General features: G+C 73.3%; 20 protein-coding genes. 6 read left to right on the plus strand and 14 right to left on the minus strand.

The genetic code is table 11. The features are described from left to right. Window positions 1-131: 131 nt before the first annotated feature. Window positions 132-800 (plus strand): glycosyltransferase family 2 protein, encoded by a 669-nt coding sequence (locus J2X64_RS03235; RefSeq protein WP_310149517.1) that lies wholly within the window; start codon window positions 132-134, stop codon window positions 798-800. Further along, a complete protein-coding gene (locus J2X64_RS03240) occupies window positions 797-1,195 on the plus strand; it encodes a DUF2304 domain-containing protein (protein WP_310149520.1) in 399 nt (132 codons plus the stop codon). Before J2X64_RS03235 ends, J2X64_RS03240 begins: the two co-directional genes overlap by 4 nt. Here J2X64_RS03240 and J2X64_RS03245 read toward each other — a convergent pair. The 6 genes from J2X64_RS03245 to J2X64_RS03270 form a co-directional block, all read right to left on the minus strand. Next, window positions 1,145-1,549 (minus strand): adenylyltransferase/cytidyltransferase family protein, encoded by a 405-nt coding sequence (locus J2X64_RS03245; protein ID WP_310149523.1) that lies wholly within the window; start codon window positions 1,547-1,549, stop codon window positions 1,145-1,147. The two genes, J2X64_RS03240 and J2X64_RS03245, sit on opposite strands and share 51 nt — an antisense overlap. 112 nt (window positions 1,550-1,661) lie before the next feature. Beyond that, complete coding sequence (locus J2X64_RS03250; protein WP_310149526.1) at window positions 1,662-2,654, minus strand: glycosyltransferase; 993 nt, start codon at window positions 2,652-2,654, stop codon at window positions 1,662-1,664. Next, window positions 2,651-3,466: a CDP-alcohol phosphatidyltransferase family protein gene (locus tag J2X64_RS03255; protein ID WP_310149528.1), complete on the minus strand. Its 816-nt coding sequence runs from the start codon at window positions 3,464-3,466 to the stop codon at window positions 2,651-2,653. Before J2X64_RS03255 ends, J2X64_RS03250 begins: the two co-directional genes overlap by 4 nt. After that, complete coding sequence (locus tag J2X64_RS03260) at window positions 3,463-5,577, minus strand: DUF5941 domain-containing protein (protein ID WP_310149531.1); 2,115 nt, start codon at window positions 5,575-5,577, stop codon at window positions 3,463-3,465. Before J2X64_RS03260 ends, J2X64_RS03255 begins: the two co-directional genes overlap by 4 nt. Further along, entirely contained in the window at window positions 5,574-6,323 is a 750-nt protein-coding gene (locus J2X64_RS03265) for an ABC transporter ATP-binding protein (RefSeq protein ID WP_310149533.1), read from the minus strand. Before J2X64_RS03265 ends, J2X64_RS03260 begins: the two co-directional genes overlap by 4 nt. After that, on the minus strand, window positions 6,323-7,123 hold the full coding sequence (locus J2X64_RS03270) for an ABC transporter permease (RefSeq protein ID WP_310149538.1): 801 nt from the start codon (window positions 7,121-7,123) through the stop codon (window positions 6,323-6,325). The genes J2X64_RS03265 and J2X64_RS03270 overlap by 1 nt, the downstream gene beginning before the upstream one ends. A 143-nt stretch (window positions 7,124-7,266) precedes the next feature. Here J2X64_RS03270 and J2X64_RS03275 point away from each other — a divergent pair, with 143 nt between their 5' ends. Both J2X64_RS03275 and J2X64_RS03280 read left to right on the plus strand, forming a co-directional pair. Continuing rightward, window positions 7,267-10,092 (plus strand): CDP-glycerol glycerophosphotransferase family protein, encoded by a 2,826-nt coding sequence (locus J2X64_RS03275; protein ID WP_310149541.1) that lies wholly within the window; start codon window positions 7,267-7,269, stop codon window positions 10,090-10,092. Further along, window positions 10,089-11,213, plus strand: a complete 1,125-nt coding sequence (locus J2X64_RS03280) for a glycosyltransferase (RefSeq protein ID WP_310149544.1) — start codon at window positions 10,089-10,091, stop codon at window positions 11,211-11,213. Before J2X64_RS03275 ends, J2X64_RS03280 begins: the two co-directional genes overlap by 4 nt. On the opposite strand, the gene J2X64_RS03285 is transcribed toward J2X64_RS03280, so the two are convergent. Both J2X64_RS03285 and J2X64_RS03290 read right to left on the minus strand, forming a co-directional pair. Beyond that, complete coding sequence (locus tag J2X64_RS03285) at window positions 11,142-12,668, minus strand: hypothetical protein (protein ID WP_310149547.1); 1,527 nt, start codon at window positions 12,666-12,668, stop codon at window positions 11,142-11,144. The two genes, J2X64_RS03280 and J2X64_RS03285, sit on opposite strands and share 72 nt — an antisense overlap. Then, a complete protein-coding gene (locus J2X64_RS03290) occupies window positions 12,661-15,300 on the minus strand; it encodes a glycosyltransferase (protein ID WP_310149550.1) in 2,640 nt (879 codons plus the stop codon). Before J2X64_RS03290 ends, J2X64_RS03285 begins: the two co-directional genes overlap by 8 nt. A 142-nt stretch (window positions 15,301-15,442) precedes the next feature. On the opposite strand from J2X64_RS03290, the gene J2X64_RS03295 reads away from it, so the two are divergent. Beyond that, window positions 15,443-17,524, plus strand: a complete 2,082-nt coding sequence (locus J2X64_RS03295) for a DUF6541 family protein (protein ID WP_310149553.1) — start codon at window positions 15,443-15,445, stop codon at window positions 17,522-17,524. A gap of 52 nt (window positions 17,525-17,576) precedes the next feature. Here the strand turns inward: J2X64_RS03295 and J2X64_RS03300 are convergent, their stop codons facing one another. From J2X64_RS03300 to J2X64_RS03315, 4 genes are all read right to left on the minus strand, one after another. Continuing rightward, on the minus strand, window positions 17,577-18,608 hold the full coding sequence (locus J2X64_RS03300; RefSeq protein ID WP_310149556.1) for a glycosyltransferase family 2 protein: 1,032 nt from the start codon (window positions 18,606-18,608) through the stop codon (window positions 17,577-17,579). An 84-nt stretch (window positions 18,609-18,692) separates the two neighbouring features. Continuing rightward, the gene (locus J2X64_RS03305; RefSeq protein ID WP_310149559.1) at window positions 18,693-19,499 is read right to left on the minus strand and encodes a methyltransferase domain-containing protein; all 807 of its coding nucleotides are present in this window, start codon (window positions 19,497-19,499) and stop codon (window positions 18,693-18,695) included. 66 nt (window positions 19,500-19,565) lie between these two features. After that, window positions 19,566-20,639, minus strand: coding sequence for a glycosyltransferase family 2 protein (locus tag J2X64_RS03310; protein WP_310149562.1), 1,074 nt, complete (start codon window positions 20,637-20,639; stop codon window positions 19,566-19,568). Next, window positions 20,636-22,183, minus strand: coding sequence for an LCP family protein (locus tag J2X64_RS03315; protein WP_310149564.1), 1,548 nt, complete (start codon window positions 22,181-22,183; stop codon window positions 20,636-20,638). The genes J2X64_RS03310 and J2X64_RS03315 overlap by 4 nt, the downstream gene beginning before the upstream one ends. A 160-nt stretch (window positions 22,184-22,343) precedes the next feature. Between J2X64_RS03315 and J2X64_RS03320 the strand changes: the two genes are divergently transcribed. After that, window positions 22,344-23,585, plus strand: a complete 1,242-nt coding sequence (locus tag J2X64_RS03320) for an LCP family protein (protein ID WP_310149566.1) — start codon at window positions 22,344-22,346, stop codon at window positions 23,583-23,585. A 21-nt stretch (window positions 23,586-23,606) separates the two neighbouring features. Here the strand turns inward: J2X64_RS03320 and J2X64_RS03325 are convergent, their stop codons facing one another. Together J2X64_RS03325 and J2X64_RS03330 are read right to left on the minus strand one after the other, a co-directional pair. Then, complete coding sequence (locus J2X64_RS03325) at window positions 23,607-25,583, minus strand: cell wall-binding repeat-containing protein (RefSeq protein WP_310149567.1); 1,977 nt, start codon at window positions 25,581-25,583, stop codon at window positions 23,607-23,609. A gap of 80 nt (window positions 25,584-25,663) precedes the next feature. Then, complete coding sequence (locus J2X64_RS03330; protein WP_310149568.1) at window positions 25,664-26,827, minus strand: acyl-CoA dehydrogenase family protein; 1,164 nt, start codon at window positions 26,825-26,827, stop codon at window positions 25,664-25,666. Between the last annotated feature and the right edge of the window lie 106 nt (window positions 26,828-26,933).

The raw sequence follows: 26,933 nt of genomic DNA on the forward strand, positions 1-26,933 counted from the left end.
ACACAGCAGTCACATGCGTCCCAACCGTCATCCCGACCCGTGGCCGAATTGTGATGGATTGGCACGGTGTCCCCGCGCTGCCAGCACGGCGCGTCCCGGACCGGCCCTGCACCTCACTAGGCTTCCCCCCGATGAACGAGGAAGTGTGGCTGGTCGTCCCGCTGTACAACGAGGCCGCCGTGATCGGTGAGGTCGTCCGCCAGGCGCGGGCGGTCTTCCCGAACGTGGTGTGCGTCGACGACGGCTCCGGCGACGACAGCGCCCAGGAGGCGGAGCGGGCCGGGGCCGTCGTCGTGCGCCACCCGGTCAACCTGGGCCAGGGCGCGGCCCTGCAGACCGGGTTCGAGTACGCCCTCGCCGTGCCCGGCATGCGCTGGGTGGTGACGTTCGACGCCGACGGGCAGCACCAGGTGCAGGACGTCGTCGCCATGCTCGACAAGGCGCGTACCGAGCAGCTCGACGTCGTCTTCGGCTCGAGGTTCCTCGACGACCGGACCGAGGCCGGCGTGCTGAAGAAGCTGGTCCTGCGCGCTGCCGTCGCCTACACCAACCTCACGACGAGCACGAAGCTCACCGACGCGCACAACGGGCTGCGGGTCATCTCCCGCGACGTGGTGTCCCGCGTCAACATCACCCAGAACCGCATGGCCCACGCGTCCGAGCTGGTCGCGCAGATCGGCGCCCTCGACGTCCGCTACGGCGAGAGCCCCGTGCACGTGCTGTACACCGACTACTCGCGCTCCAAGGGCCAGTCCCTGTGGAACGCCGTCAACATCCTCGTGGAGCTGATGCTGCGATGAAGCTCGTGCTGATCCAGATCCTCCTGATCGCCGTCGTCATCGTCGTCGTGGCACGGCTGTTCCGCTCGCGCGGCGCCCGCGCCCAGGCGATCCGGCGGCTCGGCCTGGTGCTGTTCGCCGCGTTCGCCGTGGTGTCGATCCTCTTCCCCGAGGTGTGGAACCGCATCGCCCACGTCGTGGGGGTCGGCCGGGGCACCGACATGGTGCTCTACGCCCTGGTGGTGGCGTTCCTGTCGTTCACGGTGACGACCTACCTGCGATTCCGCGAGCTCGAGACCCGCTACACCAAGCTGGCCCGCCGGCTCGCGCTCGACGAGGCGGCCATGACCCGGCCGCCGTCCGCCTCAGGGGGCGATCTTGGCGATGTGCTCGATGAGCCCGGTGGTGGAGACTGACGGCGTGCGGGGCAGGTAGACCACCTCGCACACGTCGGACACCCAGTCGAACTTGCCGGTCCAGTCGTCGCCCATGACGAGGACGTCGGCACCGTGTTCGACGATGTAGTCCCGCTTCTTCTCCAGCGACTCCTCGACGAACACCTCGTCGACGACCGCGAGCGAGCTGACGATCTCGAGCCGCTCGTCCTGGTCGAAGACCGGCGCACGGCCCTTCTTGGCCATGTTGAGCTCGTCGGAGGAGATGCCCACCACGAGCCGGTCGCCGAACTCCGCGGCCCGCTTGAGCACGCGGACGTGCCCGACGTGCAGCACGTCGAACGTGCCGAACGTGATGACGGTGCGACTGCTCACCAGGTGCTCCTCGTATGCCGGGTGGCCGGCGGTGCCGGCGCGTCCGCTGCGGGGTCGCGGACGATTGGCGAAGGCTACCGTCCGGGGACGGCGGCCACCGGCGGCGGGCCCGTCAGCGGCGGCGGTCGCCGAGCGCGGCGACGGCCCGCAGGGCCGCTTGCTCCATCGTGGTCTCCGCGAGACCGGCACCGTCGCTGACCTCGCCTCCGCGCAGGATCGCCTCGGCGAGGGCGGGGGCGGTGAGGGCGCTCAGCTCGACGCCCGCCGCGCGCGGGCAGGTGTCGCTGGCCACGACCCGGGCGCCGGCCCCCTGGGCCTCCCGGACGATGAGCGAGTCGCCGTCCCAGGCCGTCGGGCGCAGGAAGACGCCCGACCGCTCGAGCACCGACGCCACCTCCTGCGGACCGGCGTCGAAGGACAGGGTCACCCACGGCAGGCCGCCGACGAGCTCGCGCAGCCGTGCCATGTCGGCCCCGTCGTCGCCGTAGGCGAGGATCCGCAGCGTCGCGTCGGGCCACTCCTGCCGCACCTGCTGCACGGCCTCGACCGCGAGGTCGGCGTGGTAGTACCACTGGCCGGCGTTCGTGGCCACGGAGACGGCGTGCGGGTCGCGGCTGGCGGCAGGTGCGGGGCCGGTCGCGCCGGCGTCCTCGGCGGACGCGGCGGCCGGGCCGACGACCACCGGAAACCGGACGACGGACACGCGGTCCCGCAGCCCGGGCGGCAGCGCCTCGCGGATCTGGCCGCTGACCGCCCAGACCTCGTCGTACGCCCGGAGGGACAGGCGGGTCACCGCTCGCAGCAGGGCGGACTGGCGCTGCAGCTGCAGGTGCGTGGAGCCCGAGTGCAGCACCAGGATGCTGTGGCCGGGGAGCACCGCGAAGAGGGGCGCCATGACGACGGCCCGCCACAGCCGCGTGATGTGGAAGACGTGCAGGCTCCGCCGCCACAGCCCGGGCGCAGCAGCCAGTGCGCGCCTCGCGGACCCGGTGTCGACGTAGCGGACCTCGTGGCCCTCCCCGCGCAGCAGGCGGGTGAGCTCGCTGTGGGCGTTCATCACGCCCCCGACCTCACCGTGCTCCTGGGCCCACTGCACGACCCTCATCGCAGCCTCGAGCTCGTGAGGACGCCGAGCAGGTGCCCCCCGGCCGTGACGACCGCGAGCGGCACGAGGACGACCACGAGGACCTGGGTGCCCAGGAGGTCGCCGTGCGCGACGTCGACGACGCCGGCCAGGAGCGCGAGGAGGGAGGCCTCGATGGCGACGAAGGCGCGGAAGAAGGGCAGGTAGCCGACCGCCCGGCGGACCGCCGCCAGCCCCGACACCCGCGAGCGCGCCGTGTCGGCCACGTCCTCCAGCGGGGGGCGGCCGGTCTTGGCGCGGGCCACGTGCACGAGGTCGGTGAAGGCCTTGTTCAGGAGCACGACGACGGCGACGAGCAGCCCCAGCACGGTCCAGCCGCCGACGCGCCCGGGGTGGGCGAGCGTCCACCCGTCGGCCCGCAGGCCGAGGAACGCGGGGATCGCCGCCTCGGTCAGGTAGTGCCCGACCCGGTCGAGGTAGATGCCCGCGGGCGAGAACCGCTGGCGCCACCGGGCGACCTCGCCGTCGCTGCAGTCGAGCAGGATCTGCAGCTGCATCGCGAGCACGCACAGCAGCGGCCCCACGAGCCCGGGCAGCGGCAGCGCGGACGCCCCCAGCACGCCGACCGCGACCATCAGCCAGGTCACGCCGTTGGGGGTGATGCCGGTGGGCAGCAGGGCGCGGGTCGCGTGGATCGACACGTGCCGGATGTAGAGCGCGCCCGCCCAGTGCTCGGAGTTGTACCGCGCGATGTGCTCCGGCGGCTGCGCGACCGCGCGCAGCTCGGCCAGGCTCGGGCGGTCCTCGGTGGGGTCGTGCGCCGGCGCGCTCATGCCGCCACCTCCGCGCCGTCGGTGCGGGAGGCCTCACGGGCGGACTGCGCGCGCAGCCACTCGCGCCAGCCGCGGCCGGACTCGGCGCCGTAGACGACGATGAGCGCGAGCGCGGCCCAGGCCAGCACCGGCGCCATGGGCGCGTCCAGGGCGGCGAGGACCGCCAGCGCGACCAGGCGTCCGTCGACGCCGAGGGTCACCGTGGTGACCCAGGCCGCTGCGGGCTCACCGGTGTCGCGCAGTCGGTAGACCACGTCGTAGCGGTGCCAGGCGACGGCAGCGAGGTAGGCGTATGCGCACCACTGCGAGGCGCCGGCCAGCGGGGCGGCGACCGCGAGGACGAGGACCGCCTCGGCACCCCACAGCAGCGCGGAGGCCTGCCAGCCCAGGGGGTGCTGCAGCGGCGGCCGACAGCCGGCCCCTACGAGCACGACACCGGCGACGACCAGCACGACGGGCAGCCAGCCCACGGACCCGGCGACGAGGGCGGTGGCCGCCGCGACGACGACGAGCGCGACGCCCGCCACCGCGGCCGGGAAGGGCAGGGCCACCAGCCGGCCGCAGGCCCGGGCGAGGGGGCCGAGGTCGAGCTGGTGGTCGAGGTGTCCGGAGTCACCGGCCGACAGGCGCTCGTCGCGACGGAAGCCGTCGGTGCCGAGGAGTGCCTTGACGGTGCGTCCCCCCGCGGTCCACGCGAGGGCGACGGCCACGGCCACGGTGAGGGCCCAGAGCACGACGTGCGTGCTGAAGGTGAGCAGGCCCAGCGCGAGGAGCAGGTAGCGCTCCGCGATGGGCATGTGCACGACCTTCTTGGCCCAGTGGACCGAGCGCTGGCGCCGCGTCTGCGGGGCGGGGAGGTCGACCCGGGCGCCCTGCGGCCCCAGGTCGCGCTCCTCGTCGAGTCCCAGCCGGTCCGGGTGGATGCCGGCGCGTGACCCGCGGCCCCGGTCGGCATACGCGTAGTCCTCCAGGTGGCGCACGGTGACCAGCGCCAGGGCCACACAGGCGAGCAGCCAGAGCGGCTCGCCGCGGCGTACCGACACCCACGCCACGGCGGCGAGCAGGGCGTACTCCTTGACGCGGTCCCCCACCGCGTCGAGCCAGGCGCCGAGCGCGCTGAACCGGCGCGTGAACCGGGCGATCTCGCCGTCGACGCAGTCGACGACGAGCGCGAGCAGCAGCAGCACGGCGGCCAGGGCCCACGTGGGGCGCGTGTCGACGGCCGCGAGCGCGGCGGCGAGGACCCCCATGAGCAGGCTGGTCACGGTGACGACGTTGGGGGTCCAGCCGTGGGCCAGGCCGAAGCCGGTCAGCCGTCGCGACAGGGGCCGCACGGCGAAGGTGGAGAAGAAGCCGTCACCGCCGCGCGAGGCGCCGCGCAGCCGCTGCTGCCACGGGGAGCCGGCCGCACCGACGGCGGCGCTCGGACCGCGCCCGACGAGGAAGGGCCCCATGGGGAGGGCGGCCACGTCGACCCCACCGCGCACGAGCGCGACGAGGGCGAGGTCGAACGCGTCGACGGCGGTGTCCGCGGACACCCTGCACGCCGCTGCGTCCCGCCACACCCGGGCGGCTGCGGCGAGGTCGCCGGGAGCGACGAGGAGGGCGCCGGCGGCGAGGCCGGTGGGCGCGGTCACGACGTGGCGGGCTGAGCCGGCGGAGTGGACGAGCCCCTGGTCGCGCTCGACCCGGACCGTCGTGAAGCCCCGGGGGTCGCCGGGGACGACGTCGGGCTCGAGCGTCGCCACCGACGTGCGGGCGCGCGGACGGTCGAACAGGTCGAGCAGGGCCACCGCCGACACACGCAGGTCCGCCGAGACGACGGCCAGCGGCTGCCGGGCAGAGGCCTCCACGAGCGCCTCGGCCTGCTCGGCCAGGGAGGTCAGCGTTGCTGCGGGGACCACGCCCGGCAGCACGTGCGGCACCAGCCCCAGCTCGACGAGGGCCTCGGCGACGTCCTGCGCGCCGACGGCTGCCGGCGGGCCCGGAGGCTCGCCGTCCCGCGGGCCGGCGACCGGCCCGGGGACGAGCACGGCGGTCGCACCTGCCGAGTACCCGTGCACGGCACGGGCCGACGCCGTCCCCACGAACGGCGTCGCGGTCAGGCTCACTTCCCGGAGTCCACGTCGGCGTTGTACTGGTCGATGACCTCCTGGACGGGTCCGTCGCCGACGAGCCGGCCCTGCTTGAGGTAGAGGCCGCGCTCGGCGAAGCGCTGCAGGTCGGACTCGCTGTGCGAGACCAGGAAGAGCGTCTTGCCGCCGCTGAGCATCTGCTCCATCCGGACGTAGCACTGCTCGCGGAACGCACGGTCGCCGACGGCGAGCACCTCGTCGACGAGCACGATCGGCTCGTCGAGGGTGGTGATCACCGCGAAGCCGAGCCGCACCTGCATGCCGGAGGAGAAGTGCCGGAACGGCGTGTCGAGCGCGTCCTTGACCTGCTGGCCGGCGAAGTCGACCACCTCGTCGAAGCGCTCGTCGATCTGGCGCTTGGTGAGGCCGTGCAGCTCGCCGGCGAGGTAGACGTTCTCCCGGGCCGACAGCTCGCCCACGAAACCGCCGGTGAGCTCGATGAGCGGGGCCACTCCCCCGCGCACGCGCACCTTGCCCTGGTCGGGCAGCAGCACGCCGGCGATCATCTTGAGCAGCGTCGACTTGCCGCTGCCGTTGCCGCCGATGAGGCCGACGGCCTCGCCCGGCATGACCTTGAAGCTGACGTCCTGCAGGGCGGCGAACTTCTCCTTGTCGTGGGAGCTGCCGCCCTTGAAGAGCATCTCGCGCAGCGACATCTTGCGCCGGCGGTTGCGGAAGAACTCGATCCCGAGGTTCTCGGTCTCGATCACGGGCTTGGCCATCAGATCTCCTTGAGCACGCTCGGCTCGAGCCGCTCGAAGACGAGCGTGCCCGCGATGAGCACGAGGAACGAGATCACGGCGGAGAACACCACCGACTTGTGGTTGAGGTCGGCATGGAAGAAGCCGGCCCGGTAGCACTCGAGGATGCCGGTCATGGGGTTGAACAGCAGGACGTCCCGGATGCCCTTGGGCGCCGCGTGCACCCCGTAGATGATCGGCGTCGAGTAGAAGCCCATGCGCAGCAGGATCCGCACGACGCGGGCGGTGTCGGTGACCAGCGTCGTGATCGGCGCGAGGAGCAGGCCGATGCCGACGAGCAGGACGAACTGCAGGAACAGCCCGAGCGGGATGTAGACCAGCCGGAAGTTCAGGTGCGCCTGGCCCTTGAACAGGTAGAAGATCGTGAACCCGGCCAGCACCGGCACCGACAGCAGGAACTCGATCATCTTGGCGATGACCACCCGCACGACCCACAGCTCGCGCGGCAGGTTGGTCGAGCGCACCAGCCGCGACTCGGCCAGCAGCGCCCGGGAGGTGTCGGTGAGCGAGTTGGAGAACCACTGCCAGGCGAGCAGCCCGATGATCAGGAACAGCACGTACGGCTGGTAGCCGATGTGCCGGGACTTGAAGATCACCGTGAAGACGACGAAGTAGATCGCCGCCATCGCCAGCGGGTCGATGATGGTCCAGAGGTAGCCGAGGGCCGACCCGGCGTACCGGACGCGCAGGTCGCGGACCACGAGTGTCCGCAGGATGCGGCGCTTGGCCACGATCCCCCGGACTTGGGGGGCCAGGATCATGATGCGGGCGACCTACCTGTCTGCCGAGCGGATGTGCACGTGACGGGGAATTGTATTGCGTGCACCCGCGCCGCCCGTCCCCGGCGGCGCCCGGGCGCCACGCTATCCTGACCGACCACCCGACGGCCCCGAGGAGTGACCCGGTGACGCAGCCCCCCATCCCGGCCCCGGGCCCCGATGTGAGCGTGGTCGTCATCGTCTTCAACGACGCCCGCCGGCTGCCGACTGCGGTCCGCTCCGTCCTGAACCAGACGCTGCGCAACGTCGAGGTCGTCATCGCCGACGACGCCTCGACCGACGAGACGCCCGAGGTCGCGGCAGCCCTGCAGGCCGAGGACCCGCGCGTCCGCTACGTGCGGCTGCCGCAGAACTCCGGCGGCTGCGGACGGCCGCGCAACGTGGGCGTGGAGCACGCCGCGGGGCAGAACGTCATGTTCCTCGACAGCGACGACCGGCTCGAGCGGCACGCCTGCAAGAACCTCCTCGAGGCGCTCGAGGACTCGGGCGCGGACTTCGCGATGGGGCTGGTGCGGCGCCAGTACGTCGCCACCGGGCGCCAGACGAAGTGGTACCCGGCGCTGTTCGAGGAGCGTCGGGTCGTGGCGGGCCTGGCCGAGGAGCCGGACCTCATCCAGGACGTCCTGTCGGTCAACAAGCTCTACCGGCGCTCCTTCCTCGCCGAGCACGGCCTGGCCTTCCCCGAGGACGTCCACTACGAGGACCAGCTGTTCAGCCTCATGGCGTACAACTCGGCGCGCCGCATCGCGGTGATCCCGGAGAACGTCTACCTCTGGCGGATCTTCCCGGTCCGGACCGAGGGCTCGATCACCCAGCAGCGCAACCAGATCACGAACTTCCACGACCGGCTAGAGGTGCACCGCAGGCTCGACGCGTACATCGCCGAGCACGGCACGCCCGAGCTCCAGCGGGCCAAGGACCTCAAGTTCCTCCAGAACGACATGCGGCTCTACCTCGCCGACATCATCGACGGGGACGGCACGGTCACCGCAGAGGTCCTGCGCGAGGGCGAGGAGTACCTGCGGGCCATCCCCGAGGACCGGTACCGCGCGCTGCCCCTGGCCCTGCGCGGCGCCTACGGCATGGCCCTGCGGCACGACCTCGAGGGCCTGCGCCAGCTCATGCTCTTCGACCGGCGCAACATCCTGGCGCCGCGCGTGAGCGAGCAGGACGGCGCGGCATACCTGTCCAACGCCGAGCGGCCGCCGGGACCCGACCCGGACCACCCGCTCGACGCCCCGGAGAACACGTTCCTCGAGGCCACCGGCGACCCCGTCCTCCGGGCGCCCGTCGGCACCTACCACCTCATGCACGAGCTCACGGGGGTGCGCACCCGGCTGGGCGGCCGCGTCGAGATCACCGGCCGCACGTACGACACCCTCGGCAAGCTGCAGGCGGCCGGCGACTGGGGCCTCTCGCTCCTCGCCCAGCGCCCGATCACCAAGGAACGCGTGCCGTTCGAGATCACGGTCGACCGGGTCGGCCCGCACGACGTGCACTGGCACGCCGTCCTGCGCTCGACACACGCCCTGACCCCGGTCGACACCGAGGTGACGTGGAGCCTGTGGGTCCGCACGCGCATCCGCGAGCACGTGTCGAAGACGCCGCTCATCTGGCACCCCGGGGTCCGGCCCATCGCCATGCCCGTGCCCCCGACCTCCGCGGTGGCCCTCGCGGCCAAGGGGCGCTTCGGGCCGGGCGAGGCGGGGACCGCGCAGGTGACGCTGTCCTCGGCACCCGGGCTGCGCCGCAAGGTGACCAACCGGATGGTCAAGCGCTACCTGCCCGTCTACGAGGAGCGCGTCCGCACCCGGTGGGACGAGGTCGAGAAGGGCCGGGTCCTGCGCCGCCTCTACTCCGGCTGGCGCCACCTGCCGCTCGACCACGACCTGGTCGTGTACGAGGCCAACCTCGGCACCATCTACGGCGACAGCCCCAAGTACGTCCACGAGGCGATGCGCCGCCTGCACCCGGAGAAGAAGGCCGTGTGGGTGCTGCCCAAGGGGCACCGCCCACCCCACCCCGACGTGGACGTCGTGCAGCGGGGCACGCTGGCGTACATGCGCGCCCTGGCCCGGGCCGCGTACTGGGTCGACAACCAGACCTTCCCCCGGTACGTCCGCAAGCGCCCCGGCCAGCGGTACCTGCAGACCTGGCACGGCATCCCGCTGAAGAAGATGGGCAAGGACAAGATCGGCGTCCGGCTGCCGAAGCAGCTCCCGGACCGTGGCACCGGTGCGTGGGACGAGCTGGTCGTGCCCAACCCGTACTTCGAGCAGACGTTCGTCCCCGCCTTCGAGTACGGGCAGGGGCTGGTGCGGTACGGCACCCCGCGCAACGACCCCCTCGTCGACGGCAGCATGACCCGCGAGGACGCCCGCCGCGCGCTCGACCTGCCGCCGGACGCGACGGTGGTCCTGTACGCCCCGACGTTCCGCGAGGACAACGCCAACCGCGAGGTGGCCGTCACCGTGCCGTTCGACGTCGAGGCGCTGCTCGAGGGGCTGGGCGAGAACGCGTACGTCCTGCTGCGCCCGCACTACCTCAACCGGATCAAGGTCCCGGTGTCACGGCGCCACAACACCCTCGACGTGTCCAAGGTCGAGGACGTCAACGTGCTGTACCACGCGGCTGACGTCCTGGTCACCGACTACTCCTCCGTCATGTTCGACTACGCGCTGCTGCGACGGCCGGTCGTCCTCTACACCTACGACTACACCGAGTACCTCGCCGGCCGCGGCACCTACTTCGACCTCGTCGAGGCCGCACCGGGCCCGATGGCCACCACCACCGAACAGCTCGTCGACGCCGTCGCGGGCGTGCTGGCCGACCCGAGCCCGTGGGCCGGGCGCTACGAGAAGTTCCTCACCGACTACTGCGGGCAGGAGGACGGCCACGCGTCCGAGCGCGCCGTCCGGGCCCTGCTCGGCGACGCTGGAGGTGCCCGGTGAGCCGGCCCCGGATCCTCATCATGGCCAACCACATCGACGGCCTCGGCGGTGCCGAGCGGGTCTCCCACGGCGTGGCCGCCGGGCTCGCGGCACGCGGCTACGACGTGGCCCTGCGCGGCATCAGGCCGACCGCCGAGCACGCGATGCCGATGACGGACCCGAGCTACACGACCGGCTTCATGTCGCCGGTGGCGGAGAAGCCCCCGGGCGAGAAGCCGTGGCCGTGGGTGACCCGCCGGGCGATGCGGGCGGAGGCCGTCGACACGCTGCGGACCACCCTCGCTGAGTACCGGGACGACCTGCTCATCTGCATGCAGGTGTTCGTCGCCGAGCACGTCGCCGAGGTCGGGTTCGACGACGTCATCGCGTCGGGCCCGCGGATGATCGGCATGTACCACTCGTCGTACGAGGCGGCCCACACCACCAAGGACTTCGACCGGATCGGCCGGGTCTACCGCCGGATCGACAAGTTCCTCCTGCTCACGCCGCAGGACGCCGATGCGTTCTGCCGGCACAACTTCAACAACACCGGCTGGATGCCCAACCCGCTCTCGTTCTTCCCCGCCTCGGTCGACACCCCCCGCCAGAAGCGGATCGTCGCGGTGGCGCGCTACGACGAGCTGAAGCAGCTCGACCACGCCCTGACCGCCTGGTCCCGGGTCAGCCCGGACTTCCCCGACTGGCGGTTCGAGCTGTACGGCGAGGGGCCCGACCGGGCGCGACTGCAGGGCGTCATCGACGAGCTCGGCATCGGCGACACGGCCGAGCTGATGGGCGTCACCGACGACGTCGAGGGCGTGCTGCTGGGGTCGAGCCTGTCCGTGCTGTGCTCACGGTACGAGGGCCTGCCGATGACCCTCGCCGAGTCGATGGCGTGTGGGGTGCCGGCGGTGACGTACGACTGCTCCCCCGGCGTGCGCGCCATCGTCACCGACGGCGAGAGCGGCAGGGTCGTGGCCCAGAACCACGTCAGCGGCCTGGTGGGCGCCCTGCGTGAGCTCATGGGCGACGACGAGCGCCGGGGCCGGATGGCGCAGGCCGCCCGCGAGTCAGCCTCGCGCTTCTCCGTCGACCGGGTGATGGACCGCTGGGAGGACCTCATCGCCCGCACCATGCGCTGAGCGTCGCGGGCCGAACCGGTCGAGGGCCATGACCAGCAGGCCCAACGTCCCGGCCACCGCCGGCCAGTAGACGTACCGGAAGTCGGTCGCCGGGGCCGTCGGGAAGTACGCGGCGATGTAGAGCAGCGAGGACAGCCCCAGGCACGGCACGAGCACCCCGAAGGTCGAGCGGCGCGACGCCCGCCAGCGCGTCGACTGCACGGCCGCGACGACCAGCCAGAACCAGGCGCCGAACAGCCAGGGCAGGTTGCGGTTGCCGAGGTCGAGGACGTAGCTGCGCAGGGACGCCACGAGCCGGGGGTTGTCGACGGTGATGCCCTGGTTGTTCGCCAGCACGCCCTCCTGCCAGAGGTCGCGGTTGTCGAAGAGGAACTGGGTGTACACCTGCGTGCGGTACTGCAGGTAGCCGACGGGCCGCTCCAGCATCAGCCGCGGCCACGCCGCGGTGAGCTCGGCGTGGTCGGCGATCGGGGTGAAGGCACCGTGCTCGCCCCGGCCGTAGCAGGTCCAGTAGTTGTTCATGAGCGAGTTCCGCTTCAGGCAGTTGGCCTGGGCGGCGACCAGCTTGTCCTTCAGCCGCGGGGGCAGGTCCGAGCTCTCGATGGCGCGGCGCGGCACCACGTGGATGACGTCGTCGATCGCGATCGCGGACAGCTGCGCCGTGCCCTGCGGCTTCGCCAGCACGGTGATGAGGCCGGACGCGACGACGGAGACGGCTACGAAGCCGACCACCACCGCGGCGAGCGCCCGGCGGGACCGGACGGGGAACCAGGCGCGGTAGAGCAGGTAGAGCATCGGCAGCATCGCCACGACCGCGTTCTTGCGCACGAGCAGGGCGTAGGCGAGCAGGAGCACGGCCAGCGGGACGAGCACCCACCGCGCCCACGCCGGCGGCCGGCGCCACACCATGCCGAGCATGACGACCGCCGTGGCGGCCAGCATGGCCTGCGCCATCTGGACGTCCTTCCAGACGACGCCGGAGAAGGTGACGACGTGCGGTGCGAGCCCGATGGCGAGGAAGGCGAGCGACCAGCCCCGTGAGCCGGTGGCACGGTGCACCACCGCGGCGATCCCGAACAGGGCAGCCCACACCACCAGCTGCTGGACGACGGCCATGCTGGCGTACGTGCCCGTCAGCGAGATGAGCAGCCGCCAGAGCAGGCTCATCACCGGCGGGTGCCAGTCGGTGAGCGGGTCGACACCGCGGGCCTGCCGCAGCTGGTAGAGGGTGTCGTTGCTCATGAACCCCGGGGCGAACGTGGCCACGCCGAGGAGGGCGAGCACCACGGCCGCCACGCCGAGCAGGACGGTCCAGCCGCGCCCGGAGGCGACGCGTGCGAGTCGGCGACCGGGGGTCGGCACGGGGCGCTCCTGCTCCGACTCGGCGTCCTGGACGCGCTCCTGCCCCGCCGGGGCGTCCTGGACGCGGTTCGGCTCGGTCTGCGGCTCAGGCATCGGCACCGATGGCAGCGTAGAACTCACGCAGCACCGCGTCGTTGTACGACACGGGGTCGAACGGGGCGTTGGGCACGCCGCCGGCGAGCGCCTTGCGCATGCCGTCGGCGAGCGCGTCGACCTTGCGGTCGACGACCAGCCCCTCCCCGGGGCCGAGGGCCGAGGCGACGGAGGAGAACGCCGTCGACACGACGGGCAGCCCGAGCGTCCGCGCCTCGAGGATCACCATGGGCTGGCCCTCGTAGTCGCTGGACAGCACGAAGACGTCGCACTCGCGCATGATCACCCAGGGGTTCGGCTGCGGGCCCGCCAGCACGACGCTGTCCTCGAGCCCGAGCTTGCGCACCTGCTTGGTGAGGGCCGGCAGCAGCGGGCCGCCGCCGATGATGACCAGCCGGGTGAGCGGGTCCTCGCCGTGGACCGCCGCGAAGGCCTTCACGAGCCGCTTGTGGTTCTTCTCCGGGGAGAGACGGCCCACGGTCACGAAGGTCCGCACGCCCGGCTCGGGCGGCGCCACCGAGGACACCGCGACCCGGCGCTCGACCTCGTCGTAGTGCTCCTGCAGCCCGTGCTCGGCCACGATCGACTCGACGGCCTCGAGGACGTCCGTCGCGGCGACGGCCAGGACGTGGTCACCCGGCCAGGCGGCGTCGAGCGCCTCCGCGGCCCCCGGCAGCCCGTTCGCCTTGAGCAGCACGCGCTCGTGGTTGATGGTGTTGCGCGCCGCCACGAACTTCTCCGCAGGGGCGAACTCGGCGAGCTTCTCGGCGTTGACGTCGCGCAGCGCCGGCGACACCGACACGAGGTGCTGGAAGCGGCCGTATGCCGAGAACGTCGCCTGCAGGTTGTGGAAGTGCGGGCGTCGCCCGTCCACCTCGCGCAGCTGGTCGGCGCGCAGGTCGTTGTGCAGCCAGATCGAGTGCGACCCCGCGGGAGCAGCGGTCAGCAGGAACGCCCAGAACGAGGAGTACCCGCTCCAGTCGATGATGTGGTCGAAGCGGGCGTCGCCGACGCACCGGCGCCACTCCTCGCGCAGCAGCCCGTCCATGATGGCCAGGTCGGTCGCGGGGATGGCCGTGCCGCGCGTCTGCAGCGCGCGCCGGCGGCGGCGCTGGGACTTGCTCGGGGCGAAGCCACCCACCCGCGGGAAGTGCCGCACCCGCGGGTCGATGGCCCGGACGCCGGACGCGCGGGCGGGGTCCGTCGCGTGGCCGTAGAGCGCGGAGACGTCGAACCGGTCGTGGTCGATGTGGTGAAGCAGGTTCAGGCCGGACGCGGTGATGCCGTTCGGCTTCATCCCGCCGAGGTAGACCAGCAGGGTCTGCCGCCCGTCCCGGGCCGGCTGCCGGACGACCCGGCCCTCGACGCGCCCGTCGAGGACGACCTCGACCACGCGCTGCGTCGCCTCGCCGTCGTCGAGCGGCGCGAACCGGTCGCGAGCGGCGGCATACGCCTCGGCATGGGTGACGAGCGGGTCGGGAGTGGTGCCGGTGCCGACGGCCGACACGACGTCGGCGAGCTCGGCGGCGGTGGCCACGCGGGGACCGGGGAGGTCGTCCGGGTCGAGGTAGAGGCCGCGGTAGCCGTCGTACTCGGCGAGGTCCGGCGTGAAGAAGACGACCGGGCGGCCGGTGGAGAGGAAGTCGAAGAAGATGCTCGAGTAGTCGGTGACGAGGACGTCGGTGAGGCCGAGGACGGCGTTCGTCGCCAGGTGGTTCGGCACGAGCAGCGGCGCGAGCTCGGGGCGGCGGCGCGCCTGCTCGTAGACCTGCTGGTGGACCTTGAGCAGCACCCGGTGGCCGGCGGGGAGCCGCGAGGCCAGCTCGCGGACCCGCTCCCCCAGCTCGGCCGACTCGTCGAGCGGCGTGTGGAACGACTCGCCCTTCCAGGTCGGCGCGTAGAGCACGACGGTCTCTCCGTCGCCCAGGCGCACGCCGGACGCCCGCAGGGACCCCAGCAGGCGCTCGCGCTCCGCTGCCGTGAGGTGCTGGCGGTCGGTGCGCGGGTGCCCCACCTCGACGATGCGGCCCGGAGCGACGTTCGTCAGCCGGTAGGCCTTCTCGTACATCTGCTCGGACATGAACGGGCTCGTGGACAGCAGGAAGTCCGCCATCATGAAGTTGCGGATGACGTTGCGGGCGCCGACCGCCCCGCCCGGCTCGTCGTAGCCCATCGCCTTGAGCGGCGTGCCGTGCCACGTGTTGACGTAGACCTGCCCCTCGCGCTTGCCGAACTCCGGCGGGAAGGTCGCGTTGTTGAACAGGTGGCCCGCCGTCGCGAGCGCCTTCCAGTACGCGAACGAGCGCCGCTTGACGAACCGGACGCGCTTGTCGCCGGCGAACTCGGCCACGGTCTCGGGGAACGCCTTGGGGTCGGTGAGGACCCAGACGTGGCGCAGGTGCTGCCGCTCCGGATCCGCCAGCAGCGTGCGGAAGATGGCCTCGGGGTTGCAGAGCATCCCGTTGCCCGCGAACGACTCGTAGACGACCAGCTCGGGCCGGACGGGCATCCGCCGCACCTGGGCCCGCCACTCGACCGGGGCCGACTTCACGGTCTTGCGGGCGACCCGCAGCCAGCGCTTGGGGTCGGTGGCCCGGCGGGCGAGGCTGGTCAGCTTGGCGGTGGTACCCATCGCAGGGGTGGTGTCCGTTCGTCCTCGGGTGCGTCGTGCCGCACGGCGGCCCCACGATGCTAACCGCCCGGCGCCCCCGGGTCCGTGGCCGGCGGACGCCGTGGCTGCCGGGCCCTCGGGCGCGACCGGTACTGTGCACGGCGTGACCCCCGGCGCGACGACGTGGCTCGAAGCCGTCCCGGCGGTGGCCGTCGCCGCCGTCCTGCTGCTCCTCCCCGGGCCCGTTGCGGTACGCCTGCTCGGCCTCCGCTGGTGGGCGGCGGTGGGCGTGGGGCCCGCCGTCGGCACGAGCCTGTTCGTCGGGGCCGGCGTGGCGTGCGGCGCTGCCGGGATCCCCTGGGGCCTCGGGCCGGTGCTCGTCACCACCCTCGCCGGCTGGGTCGTCGCCGCCCTGGTCGGGCTGCCGCTGCGGCGCTGGTCACGGGTCCCGAGGGGCGGCCCCCACCGGTCGCAGGATCGACTGTCCGCGCTCGCCGCGCTGGCCGGGATCGCGTTCGCCTTCGCCTCGGTCGCGGTGGTCCTCGTCGCCGTCACCCGGACCCCGGACCACTTCCCCCAGCACCCCGACACGATCTTCCACCTCGGCGACGCGCTCTGGATGACCCAGCACCGCGACGTGTCGCTGCTGCACGCCTACGGGTTCATGCAGGCCGGTCGCACCTCGCTCTACCCGGCGGCGTTCCACCTCGTCACGGCGACCACGAGCATGCTGAGCGGCGCCAACATCGTGGTGGCGACGCAGGCCGCGGTGCTCGTCATGGCCGGCGTCGTCTGGCCGGCGGGGGTCGTCCTGCTCGCCCGCGCCCTGCTCGGCCCGCGGCCCGAGGTGGTCGGCAGCGCTGCTGTCGCCAGCGTCCTGTTCACCGCCTTCCCGTACACGATCATGGGGTTCGGCGTGCTCTGGCCGAACCTGTTCGGCCAGGCGCTGCTGCCGGGTGTGGTAGCCACTGCCCTCGCGGCCGTCGCCCGGGTCGTGCCCCACCGCGCCCCGGTGGGACCGACCGTCCCGGCCGCCCTCGTCACGGTCGCCGCGGTGCCCGGGCTCACCACGGCCCACCCGAACGCCCTCGTCACCTTCCTCGTGCTCGGGCTGTTCGTCGTGGTGGCCGCGGGCCTGCGGGGGGCGTGGGAGTCGCGGCGGCGCCCGGCACGTGCGGGCGCGCTGGTCGTGGGCGTGGCGGCGCTCGTGGCCGCCACCGCAGCCGCGTCCGTGGCCGTCCGCAGCCCGTCCATGGTCGCCACCGGGGCGCCCGGGGGCGAGAAGCCCCTGCGCGGCGCGCTGGTCGACACCGTCTTCTTCGGCCCCCGGGACGCGGAGCAGCTGCACGCCCTGAGCCTCGTCGTTCTCGTCGGCGGCCTCTGGCTGTGGTGGCGGCACCGGGGCGCCGGCTGGGTGCCCGTGGCCGGCGCGTTCTTCGCCGGCCTGTACCTCCTCAACGTCGTCGTCGACGACGACGCGACCCGGTACCTGACCTGGCCCTGGTACAACAACGCCATCCGGCTCGCGGTCGCCGGCTCGCTGCCGGCGGTGCTGTGCGCGGCGGCCGGCTTCGTCGCGATCGGGACGGCCCTCACGGCCGGGCTGAGGCGCCTGACCGGTGGCCGGCGGGACGCGCTGCCCGACGACCCCGCGCCCGCCGAGGACCGGGAGCCGGACCGGCTGCCGGCGAGAGGCCGGGTCCCGGGCCGCGGCCGCCTCACGGCGACGCCGCTGCTCGGCACGCTGCTGGTCGTCGGCCTGTTCGTCGTCGGCACGGCCGGCTACGCCCGGGTCCACCGCGACTTCCTCGACTCCTACTACCACCCGGACAGCGCCCACTCCTGGGCCAGCGACACCGAGCTGCGCGCCCTGCGCACCCTGTCCGGGCACATCCCCCCGGGCGCGGTCACGGCGGCCAACGCCTGGAACGGCGGCACCTACCTGTACGTCGTCAGTGGCCGCCCGCTGCTCGTGCCCACCGAGAAGGCGCTGTTCGCCGGTGACCGCACCCTGCTGGCCGAGCGGCTCGACCAGGCCGGCACGTCCCCGGAGGTGTGCGCGGCCGCCCGGCGCCAGCACGTGGCATACGCCATCGTCGGCGGCCGGCCGTTCGCCTGGGCCGGCGCGGCACGGGTCGCCCTCTACCGCGGCATCGACGGGGTCGGCACGTCCCCCGCGTTCACGAAGGTGGCCACCGCCGGGCCATACACGCTCTACCGGCTCACCCGCTGCGCCGGCAGCTGACCGCTCGTCCGGTGGAGCCGGGCTCTCCGCGGCGCGGGCACCTGACGACTCGTCAGGCCGAGCCGGGCTCCCCCGCCAGCGAGCCCTCGCCCGCCGGCGAAGCCTCGCCCGCAGAAGCACCGGCCGGTGAGGTGGCCGCCCGGCCGACCTCCGGCGGGACCGCGGGAGCCGGGTACTGCAGGTAGGCGAGCCGCGCCGCCTCCTGCCGCTGGTGGGCCGTCGCCTCGAGGACGTAGCCGACCATGAGGACGACCGCGGCGATGATCATGACGGCCGCCGCGAGGATCGCCGTCGGGAAGCGCTGCACCAGCCCGGTCCGCAGGTACTCCGCGACGACGGGCACGCCGAGGACCAGGCCCACGAGCGCGAGCACCCCGGCCAGGATCGCGTGGAACAGGGCCGGCCGCTCCCGGCGGGCCAGGCTGGCGATGAGCCGCAGGATGCGCCAGCCGTCGCGGTAGGTGCGCAGCTTGCTCTCGGAGCCGGCCGGCCGGTCCTTGAACGCCGTCTTGACCTCGACGCTGGGCAGCCGCAGGTGCAGCGCGTGGACGGTCATCTCGGTCTCGGTCTCGAACTCCGAGGACAGCGCCGGGAACGACTTCACGAACCGCCGGGAGAAGACGCGGTAGCCGCTGAGCATGTCGGTCACCTCGCGGCCGAACAGCGCGGCCACGGCGCCGGTCAGCATCCTGTTGCCGATGGCGTGGCCGGGCCGGTACGCCTCGCTCGACACCTCCTCGCGGGCGCCGAGGACCTGGTCGTACGGGCCCTCGAACAGCAGGTCGACGAGCTCGCCGGCGCGGGACGCGTCGTAGGTGTCGTCCCCGTCGATGATGAGCACGGCGTCGGCGTCGACGTCGGCGAAGGCGCGCCGGATGACGTTGCCCTTGCCCTTGCGCGGCTCGTGCCGGATCACCGCGCCGGCCTCGCGCGCCACCTCGACGGTGCGGTCGGTGGAGGCGTTGTCGTACACGTAGATCACGGCGTCGGGCAGGGCGGCCCTGAGGTCACGCACCACGGTGCCGATCGCGGCCTCCTCGTTGTGGCACGGGACGACGGCGGCGATGTTCCGGGTCTGGGGCATGAAGTGGACGACTCCTGGGCGCGGACGGGTGACGACGCAGTGTACGGGCGCGACCCCGGCGGGCGCGTGTGGCGGCGTGGCGCCTCAGGCAGGCACCCGCCCGACGGCGAACACCGACTGGCCGAACGGCGGCCGCACCCGGGTCTCGACCGCCCGGGCCACCGGCACGACCGCGGAGTCCCAGACCTTGACCGTCGGCCCGTACTTCGGCGTCATCCGCAGCAGCCGCATCCCGGTGAACCAGGCGAGCAGGCCCGGCGCGTTGACGTAGTGGATCGACTCGACCTCGAGGCCGGCCGCCTCGTACACACCGCGCAGGGAGGGCACGGTGTAGCGGCGGTAGTGGCCGATCGCCCGGTCGAAGCGGCTCATGGCGAACTGGAACGCGGGGACGAACATGATGACCCTGCCGCCGGGGCGCAGCAGCGTGTGCGCGGCCCGCAGGGCGCCGACGTGGTCCTCGATGTGCTCCAGGACGTTCATCGCCACCATGGCCGAGTGCTCACCGGCCGGGGGCGCGAAGACGTCGAGGTCGCTGACGGAGACGCGGGGGTCCTCCCCGAACGTGTCGTGCAGCACCTGCAGCCGGCTCGGGTCGCGCTCGGTCACCGTGATGGAGGGCAGACCGGCCTCGAGCCACGTGCGCGCATAGCCGCCCAGGCCGCTGCCGATCTCGACGGGGGAGTCACCCAGGTGCGGGAAGGCCAGGTCCGTGAGCCAGGAGTGGTAGCGCTGCGCCTCCGAGAGCGACTCCAGCGAGACCGTCTGCAGGACGCTGTCGCCGGCGACGGCAGGGGCCGCGGCCCCTGCCGCCGGCTCCTCCGTGACCGAGGTCGTCCGTGGGCTGCTCCCGGCAGTGGTCGGCTGGCTGTGGTCCGGCTCGGGCGTCATGGTGCGGCTCCTCCACTTGCTGTCGTCGGTGTGGCCCCGAGGGTACGGGTGCGCGCCGCGCGGTGGTCAACTCGACGGCGCGTCGTCCGCCGTCCCGGTGGTCACGTCCTGCTGCGTGCCGGGGGGCACGGCCGCGATGCGCACGCGGCTGGTGAGGAAGCCCCACCCCCACGCGAGGTGCATGGTGGGCAGCACCAGCGGGAGCCACCAGCGGTCCCGCGGCTCGAGGCGGGCGTCGCGCACCGTGAGCCCGCCGACCGTCGTGAGGACGAGGTATGCCGCCGGCACGAGCCACAGGGGCCACCAGGCGAAGCCGCCGACCACCCCGACGACGACGCCGACCAGGGCGGCCGGGGGCGCGAGGTACCGGGCGTTGATCGTGCCGGCGTGGGTGCGCGCCACCACCCGCCGCCACCGCCCGTAGTCGCGGTACTGCCGGGCGAGCGCGGCGAGGGTCGGCCGCGGGCGGTAGGCCACGCGGAGCCGGGGCGAGAACCACACCAGCCCGCCGGCCTCCCGGATGCGGTGGTTGAGCTCCCAGTCCTGGGCGCGGGTGAAGCGCGGGTCGTACCCGCCCATCCGTCGCAGCCACTCGCGGCGGAAGACCCCGAGGTAGACCGTGTCGGCCGGACCGGCGTCGCCCCCGGTGTGGAAGCGGGACGCCCCCACCCCCAGCCGTGAGGTCATCGCGGCAGCCACGGCCCGCTCGAAGGACGTGACGCCCTCGGCGTCCATGAGCCCGCCCACGTTCGCGGCACCGGTCTGCGCGAGCAGCTCGACCGCCGTGCGCACGTAGTCGCGGTCGAGCACGCCGTGGCCGTCGACCCGCACCACGACGTCCACGTCGTCGAGCGCCCCGATCGCCGCGTTCAGCGCCTCGGGGGTCCGCCCCGAGGGGTTGGCGACGGTCCGGACCCGGGGGTCGGCCGCTGCGAGGGACGCGGCGATCTCGTCCGTGCGGTCGTGGCTCGGCCCGAGCGCCAGGACGAGGTGGACCGGGCCGGGGTAGTCCTGGCCGAGCACGGCGTCGACCGCCTCACGCAGGTGCCGCTCCTCGTCGAGGATCGGCATGACCACGCCGACACGGGGGTCGGGAGGGAGGGGTCCGTCGGGAGTCGTTCCGGGGGGTGTGCTGCTCATGAGGCTGCCGAGCATACGGAGGAGAGGTCGCTCTCCGCCGCGTTGCCCGCAGCCTTCGCCGGGTCGGTGACGGCGCCGCGCGCCGGCCGGGTGGCCGACGACGAGCCGGAGGAGGTGCCGCCGCGGGTGCTCGCCGGCCGGTGCGCCGTGGCGGGCCGGGCACGGGCGCTCGCGCTCGAGGCCTTCTCCGAGGCCGAGATGGCGGAGGCCACCGTCCTGGTCACCACGGTCGGGTCGTAGTCCCACGGCTTGATCAGGGGCGGGACGAAGTTCACGCTGCGGATCTTCTGCGCCCGCGTCTGCAGGGCGAGGTCGGCGAACTTCCCGAGCTCGGAGGCGGGCAGGTCGGTCGAGATGAGGCCCGAGCTGGCCGCCGCGATCTTCTGGAACCGGGTGAGCACGGTCTGGGGGTCGAGCTGGTCGACCATCGCGGTCATGACGCAGCGCTGGCGGGCCATCCGCTCGTAGTTCGTCGACCCCTGCCGCGACCGGGCGTACCAGAGGGCGTGCCAGCCGTCGAGGTGCCGGTGGCCGGGCTCGATCCACCCGACGATCGGCGAGGTCCCGCCACCGATGGGGGTGCGGTACTTGACGTTGACGTCCAGACCGCCCACGGCGTTGACCATCTTGCTGAAGCCCTGAAGGTCGACCATGACGTAGTACTGGATGTCCAGGCCGCTGAGCGCCTCGACCGCCTCGCGGGTCGCGACGAGGCCGGCGTCCCTGGTGCCCGCGGGGAACTCCGCCCGGTGCTGCTGGCCCCACGTGTACAGGCCGTTGAGCAGGCACTGGTCACCGCAGTTCCACCCCTGCGGCATGAGCCGGGCCATGGTCGACCCGGGCCGGAAGTCGATGTTCTCGGTGTCCCGGGCGAAGCCGAAGGTCACCGCGCGCCCGGTCCTGGCGTCGACGCTGACGAGCTGGATGCTGTCGGGCCGGGTGCCGACCCGGTCCCCGCCGCTGTCGGCCCCGAGCAGCAGGATGTTGTAGCGCCCCTTCGACGGGGGCACCGCGTCCTTGCCCGTGAACAGCGAGTTCATGGCGTCGCGCCCGGCACCCACGGTGTTGGCGGCATACACGAGGCCACCGGAGGTGACCACGAGCAGCGCCGCGGTGACCAGCGTGAGCCAGCGGCGGCCGCGCATCACCATCGAGCTGGGGCGCCCGAGGCGCCAGGCGTCCACGAAGAGCAGCGCCCACCCGACGGCGTATGCCGTGAGCAGGGCCTGCAGGGCCGTGAGCACCCAGCTGTGGCCGAGCAGGGTGATGGCCGTCGACCGGCTGGCGACGAAGAGCAGGCCGAGCCCCGCGAGCAGGGCGACGGCGACGAGCCACAGCCGCAGGGCGGCCCGGCCCACGCGGCGGTTGCCGGCGACGAGCTGGGCGCTCCCCGGCACGAGCAGGGTGAGCAGGACGAGGGTGAAGGCGCGGCGGCGGTGCATGCGCGGACCGAGGACGTCGGCGTCCGCCAGGCTGCGGTCGCGTCGCCCGGAGAGGTGGACGTCGGGGTCGGCGTCCGGCGGCGCGACGAGGGTCCGGCTCATGGTGGACCAGTATCCGCGTGACTCCTGTGATTTCTGTGACGTGAGTGATGTTCCGAGTGTCGGCGCGTCGTGGTACGGGTGACCGCTTCGTCCGCTTCCCCGTGCGCCGGGTCCCCGCCGCGTTTTGCCACTCCCAGCCACTCCCCCGACACTGGTCGGCATGTCCTCACGCGCTGCCGGCCCCGACGACGCCCGCGCCATCCCCCAGCGTGGCGCCTCGGGCGACCCCGACGACGCCGGCGAGGTCTACACCGTCGACGTGCGGGGGCGCCGGCGGACGGGCTCCCGGCCCGCCGGAGGGGCCGGACGTGGCGGCGCCGGCCGTGACGGCGTCGCCGCAGCAGCGGCACGGCCCGCGGCGGGCGGGCGCCGGCCCGCACCGCCCGTGGACGGCGACTGGGAGGACGACGCCCCGCGGCGCCGCCGCCGGGTGCCGGTCGTGCGCCTCGTCCTGCTGCTCGTGGCGGCGTGGCTGGCGTTCATGGTCTACACCCCGATCTCCGCGTGGAACTCGGTGCACAAGGAGGACACGACTCCCGCTGGACAGCGGCCGGCCGCCGGGAAGGGCTACAACTACCTGCTCGTCGGCTCCGATAGCCGCGAGGGCCTGACGAAGGCCCAGAAGAAGGCGTACTCGACCGGCAACGCGGTCGGGCGCCGCACCGACTCGATCATCCTGGTGCACACCTCCCAGAGCGGCGGCAAGCCGGTGCTCATCTCGATCCCGCGCGACTCCTACGTGCCGATCCCCGGCCACGGCAGCAACAAGATCAACGCCGCCTTCGCCTTCGGCGGCCCCAAGCTGCTCGTCGAGACCGTGGAGAAGGTCACCGACCTGCGCATCGACGGCTATGTCGAGATCGGGTTCGCCGGGTTCGCCGGTGTCGTGGACAGCGTCGGCGGCGTCAACATCTGCGTGCCGTTCCACATGAACGACAAGAAGGCCGGCATCAACCTGCAGAAGGGCTGCCAGCTCCTCGACGGTCGCAACGCCCTCGGGTACGTCCGGGCGCGGTACTCCGACCCGCGCGGGGACATCGGCCGCGCCGAGCGCCAGCGCCAGTTCCTCGGCGCCATCATGAAGAAGGCGGCGACGCCGTCCACCGTGCTCGTGCCGACGCGCTACTGGGACTTCACCCACGCCGCCGCCCGCGGCCTCATCGTCGGCGACGACACGTCGATGCGCGACGCGAGCCGCGTGCTGCTGGCGATGCGGGCCGTGTCGCAGGACCAGGGCCTGAGCCTCGTCGTGCCGATCCAGAGCCTGAACTACCAGACCAGCGCCGGGTCGTCGGTCAAGTGGAACACCGCGCGGGCCCGGGCGCTGTTCGCCGACCTGCGCGAGGACAAGCCGCTCGAGACGCCACCGGCCGGCACCGACGGGAAGCCCTCCGCCGGCTGACCCGCCTCCCGGGCTCCGGTCTCACGCCCCGCCGCAGGACGCGGTGGTGCGCACGGACCACAGGGTCACCTGGCCGACCTCGCTGGCACTGCGCTGGGACGCCGCGAGGGACCGGGCCGCGTCGGGCACGCCGTCGCGGTACCCGCAGGCATAGGGCAGCAGCCGCAGGTAGCCCATGACGTCCGCCGCCGTGCGCGACGCCGGGTCGGGGTGCAGCCAGCCGCCGGGCATGACGTCGTCGAGCGACGCCTGGCCCGCGGGCGCGTCGAGCTGGAACTGGAAGTCGATGCTCGCGGCGTTGTGGTTCCAGTCCTGGCGCCGGGTCGGGGTGAGCGCGCTGTACGGCCACCAGCCGCCGTACTCGAGCGCCACGTCGTGCTGGTACAGCCGCTGCGCCAGCTCCTGCTGCCCGGGCCGCTGCACGCCCGCGTCCCAGGCGGACTGCAGGAACCACGCCGCGGACGAGTTGACGTTGTAGACGCACGTGCGGCGGTCCCACAGCGCGGTCGAGTACGCGAGGCAGTCGTCGTCGCCGGTCACGCGTGGCCACGCCAGCACGAGGTCGACGAGGGCGCCCACCTCGGCGGGTGGCACCGCACCGGCGCGCAGCCCCGCCAGCAGGCCGACGCCCGCGTGGTCGGTGACGCTGATGAGGTAGCTCGTCGAGGCGGGGTTCACGGTGCCGTCGCCGAAGGCGTCCCACGACCGCTCCATGCCGTAGCCGCCGTCGGGCTTGCGGACCGAGCGCAGGCGCGCGAGCTGGGCCAGCGCCTCCGGGTCGTCCCAGCCGTAGAGGGTGGCGATGGAGGCCGCCTGGTATGCCGCGTCGTACGCGACATAGGCGCCGGCCGACAGGGACTGCTGCCGGGCGAGCAGGTCCAGGGACATCTGCAGCCAGTCCCCGACCCGCCGGACGCGGCCGAGGTCGGCCGCGAGGGTCGCGACGGACCCACGCTGGGGTCCGGACAGGAGCACGGGACCCCCCTTCGCGGCGGCCGCGACGCCGCCCACCAGCGCGTCGGGGAACGCGGCCCCGGTGGCAACGGCCGCCCCCTGGGCGTCCCGCACGGTGGCGAGGAGGCGCGCGAGGGCGGAGGACGTGGCATACCGGTCGGCTCCGGCGGCCCGCTCGGGGGTCCGGCCCGTGGCCGTCCTCGCCGCGCCCTCCGGTCCGGTGCCGACGGCACCCGACCCGCCGGCGATGACGAGCCGCTTGGGGGCGAGCCGCAGGAGCTGGGTCCGGACGGACGGCGGGAGCAGCGTGGGTGCGGTGAGGAGCACCGGGCCTCCGAGGCCGGCGGCCACCGGGCCGGCCGAGACCCCGTCGGGGAAGGTGGCGCCGGAGGCGAGGACCACGCCGCCGACACCGCCGGCGTACTCCGCGGCGACGCGGGCGGACGTCGCGTACCGGTCGGAGCCGGCCAGGCGTCGCAGCGCGACCCTGGTGCCGCCTGCCGCCGACCGCGCCGCCGAGGCCGCCGCGTCGGCCACCGCTCCCGAGCCGCCCACCACCGTGATCCGGCGCGGGGCGAGGCGACGCAGCTCCGCGGCGACCGAGGCCGGGAGGCGGGTCCTCGTCGTGAGCAGGAGCGGGGCGTGCAGCCGTGCGGCGAGCGGTGTCGCCGAGAGGGCGTCCGGGAAGTCGTCGCCCGACGCCAGCACGACCTCGGTCGCACCGGACGGCGCGACGGACCGGGAGACCGCCACCGAGGTCGAGTACCGGTCGGGGCCGGCCAGCCGGGAGGCGGTGCCCGACACGAGGTCGGCACGGCCCAGCACGGCGTCGGGCACCACGGCAGGTCCGCCCAGCACCCTCGTGGAGACGGGTGCCGCGGACGTCGACGTCACGAGGCCGCCGCGCGTCGCAGCTGCGGCGAGCCGCGCGGGCTCACGGTTGCGGTCGTCGGCGTGAGCCGCCGGAGGGTGGACGAGGGAGACCGCGAGGACCGAGGCGAGGGCGGTCAGGCACAGCGCGGCCCGCATCCCTCTCCCCCGCATGACGCACACCGTAACGGACGGGAGGGCCCAGACCGGGCCAAACCGCCCGGTCCCGCCGGTGTCGGACCCGGGCGGGCGCCCTACCTCAGGATCTGGCGGGCCATCACGACGCGCTGGATCTGGTTCGTGCCCTCGTAGATCTGGGTGATCTTGGCGTCGCGCATCATCCGCTCCACCGGGAAGTCGCGGACGTACCCCGCGCCACCGAGCAGCTGCACCGCGTCGGTCGTGACCTCCATCGCGACGTCCGAGGCGTAGCACTTGGCGGCGGCACCGAAGAAGGTGAGGTCCTTGTCGCCGCGCTCGGACCTGGCGGCCGCGGCATACACCATCTGGCGGGCGGCCTCGACCTTCATCGCCATGTCAGCGAGCATGAACTGCAGGCCCTGGAACTCGGCGAGGTGCTTGCCGAACTGCTTGCGCTCCTTGACGTACGCGACGGCGTGGTCGAGCGCACCCTGGGCGATGCCGACCGCCTGCGCGCCGATGGTGACGCGGGTGTGGTCGAGGGTCTCGAGGGCGATCTTCAGGCCGCTGCCGACCTCGCCGACGACCCGGTCGCCGGGGATGCGGACGTTGTCGAAGTGCAGCTCGCGGGTGGGGCTGCCCTTGATGCCGAGCTTGCGCTCCTTCTCGCCGAAGGAGAAGCCCTCGTCGGACTTCTCGACGACGAACGCGGTGACGTTGGCGCCGCGGCGGCCCTCGGGGTCGGTGACCGCGAGGACCGTGTAGTAGTCGGAGACGCCGGCGTTGGTGATCCACGACTTCTGGCCGCTCAAGACCCAGCCGTCGCCGTCCTGCCGCGCACGGGTCTTCATCGATGCGGTGTCGGAGCCGGCCTCGCGCTCGGACAGGCCGTAGGAGAACGTGGACCGGCCCTCGGCGACCGGCGGCAGGTAGCGCTGCTTGACGTCCTCGCTCGCCGCGAGGATGAGCGGCATCGTGCCGAGCTTGTTGACCGCCGGGATCAGGGACGCCGACGCGTCGACCCGGGCGACCTCCTCGATGACGATGCAGGTCGCGAGCGCGTCGGCGCCGACGCCGCCGTACTCCTCGCCGATGTGCGGGGCGAAGAAGTCGCTCGCGACGAGGGCGTCGTGCGCCTCCTGCGGGTAGCGCGCCTCCTCGTCGACCGCCGCGGCATACGGGGCGATCTTGTCCTGCGCCACGGCGCGCACGGCCTCGCGCAGCGCCTCGTGGTCCTCGGAGATCCGGAAGAGGTCGAAGTCAGGGTTACCGCTCACAGGGGGTCAGGTTACCCGCTGGTACGCCGTGGCGGCACCGCTCCCGGCTGTGGTGCCCACCACGCCCGCGGCACCGCGGTGGGGCGCGGGCCGGAGCGGGTGGGCA

The sequence above is a fragment of the Phycicoccus sp. 3266 genome (genome assembly GCF_031456495.1).
GTDB lineage: Bacteria > Actinomycetota > Actinomycetes > Actinomycetales > Dermatophilaceae > Pedococcus.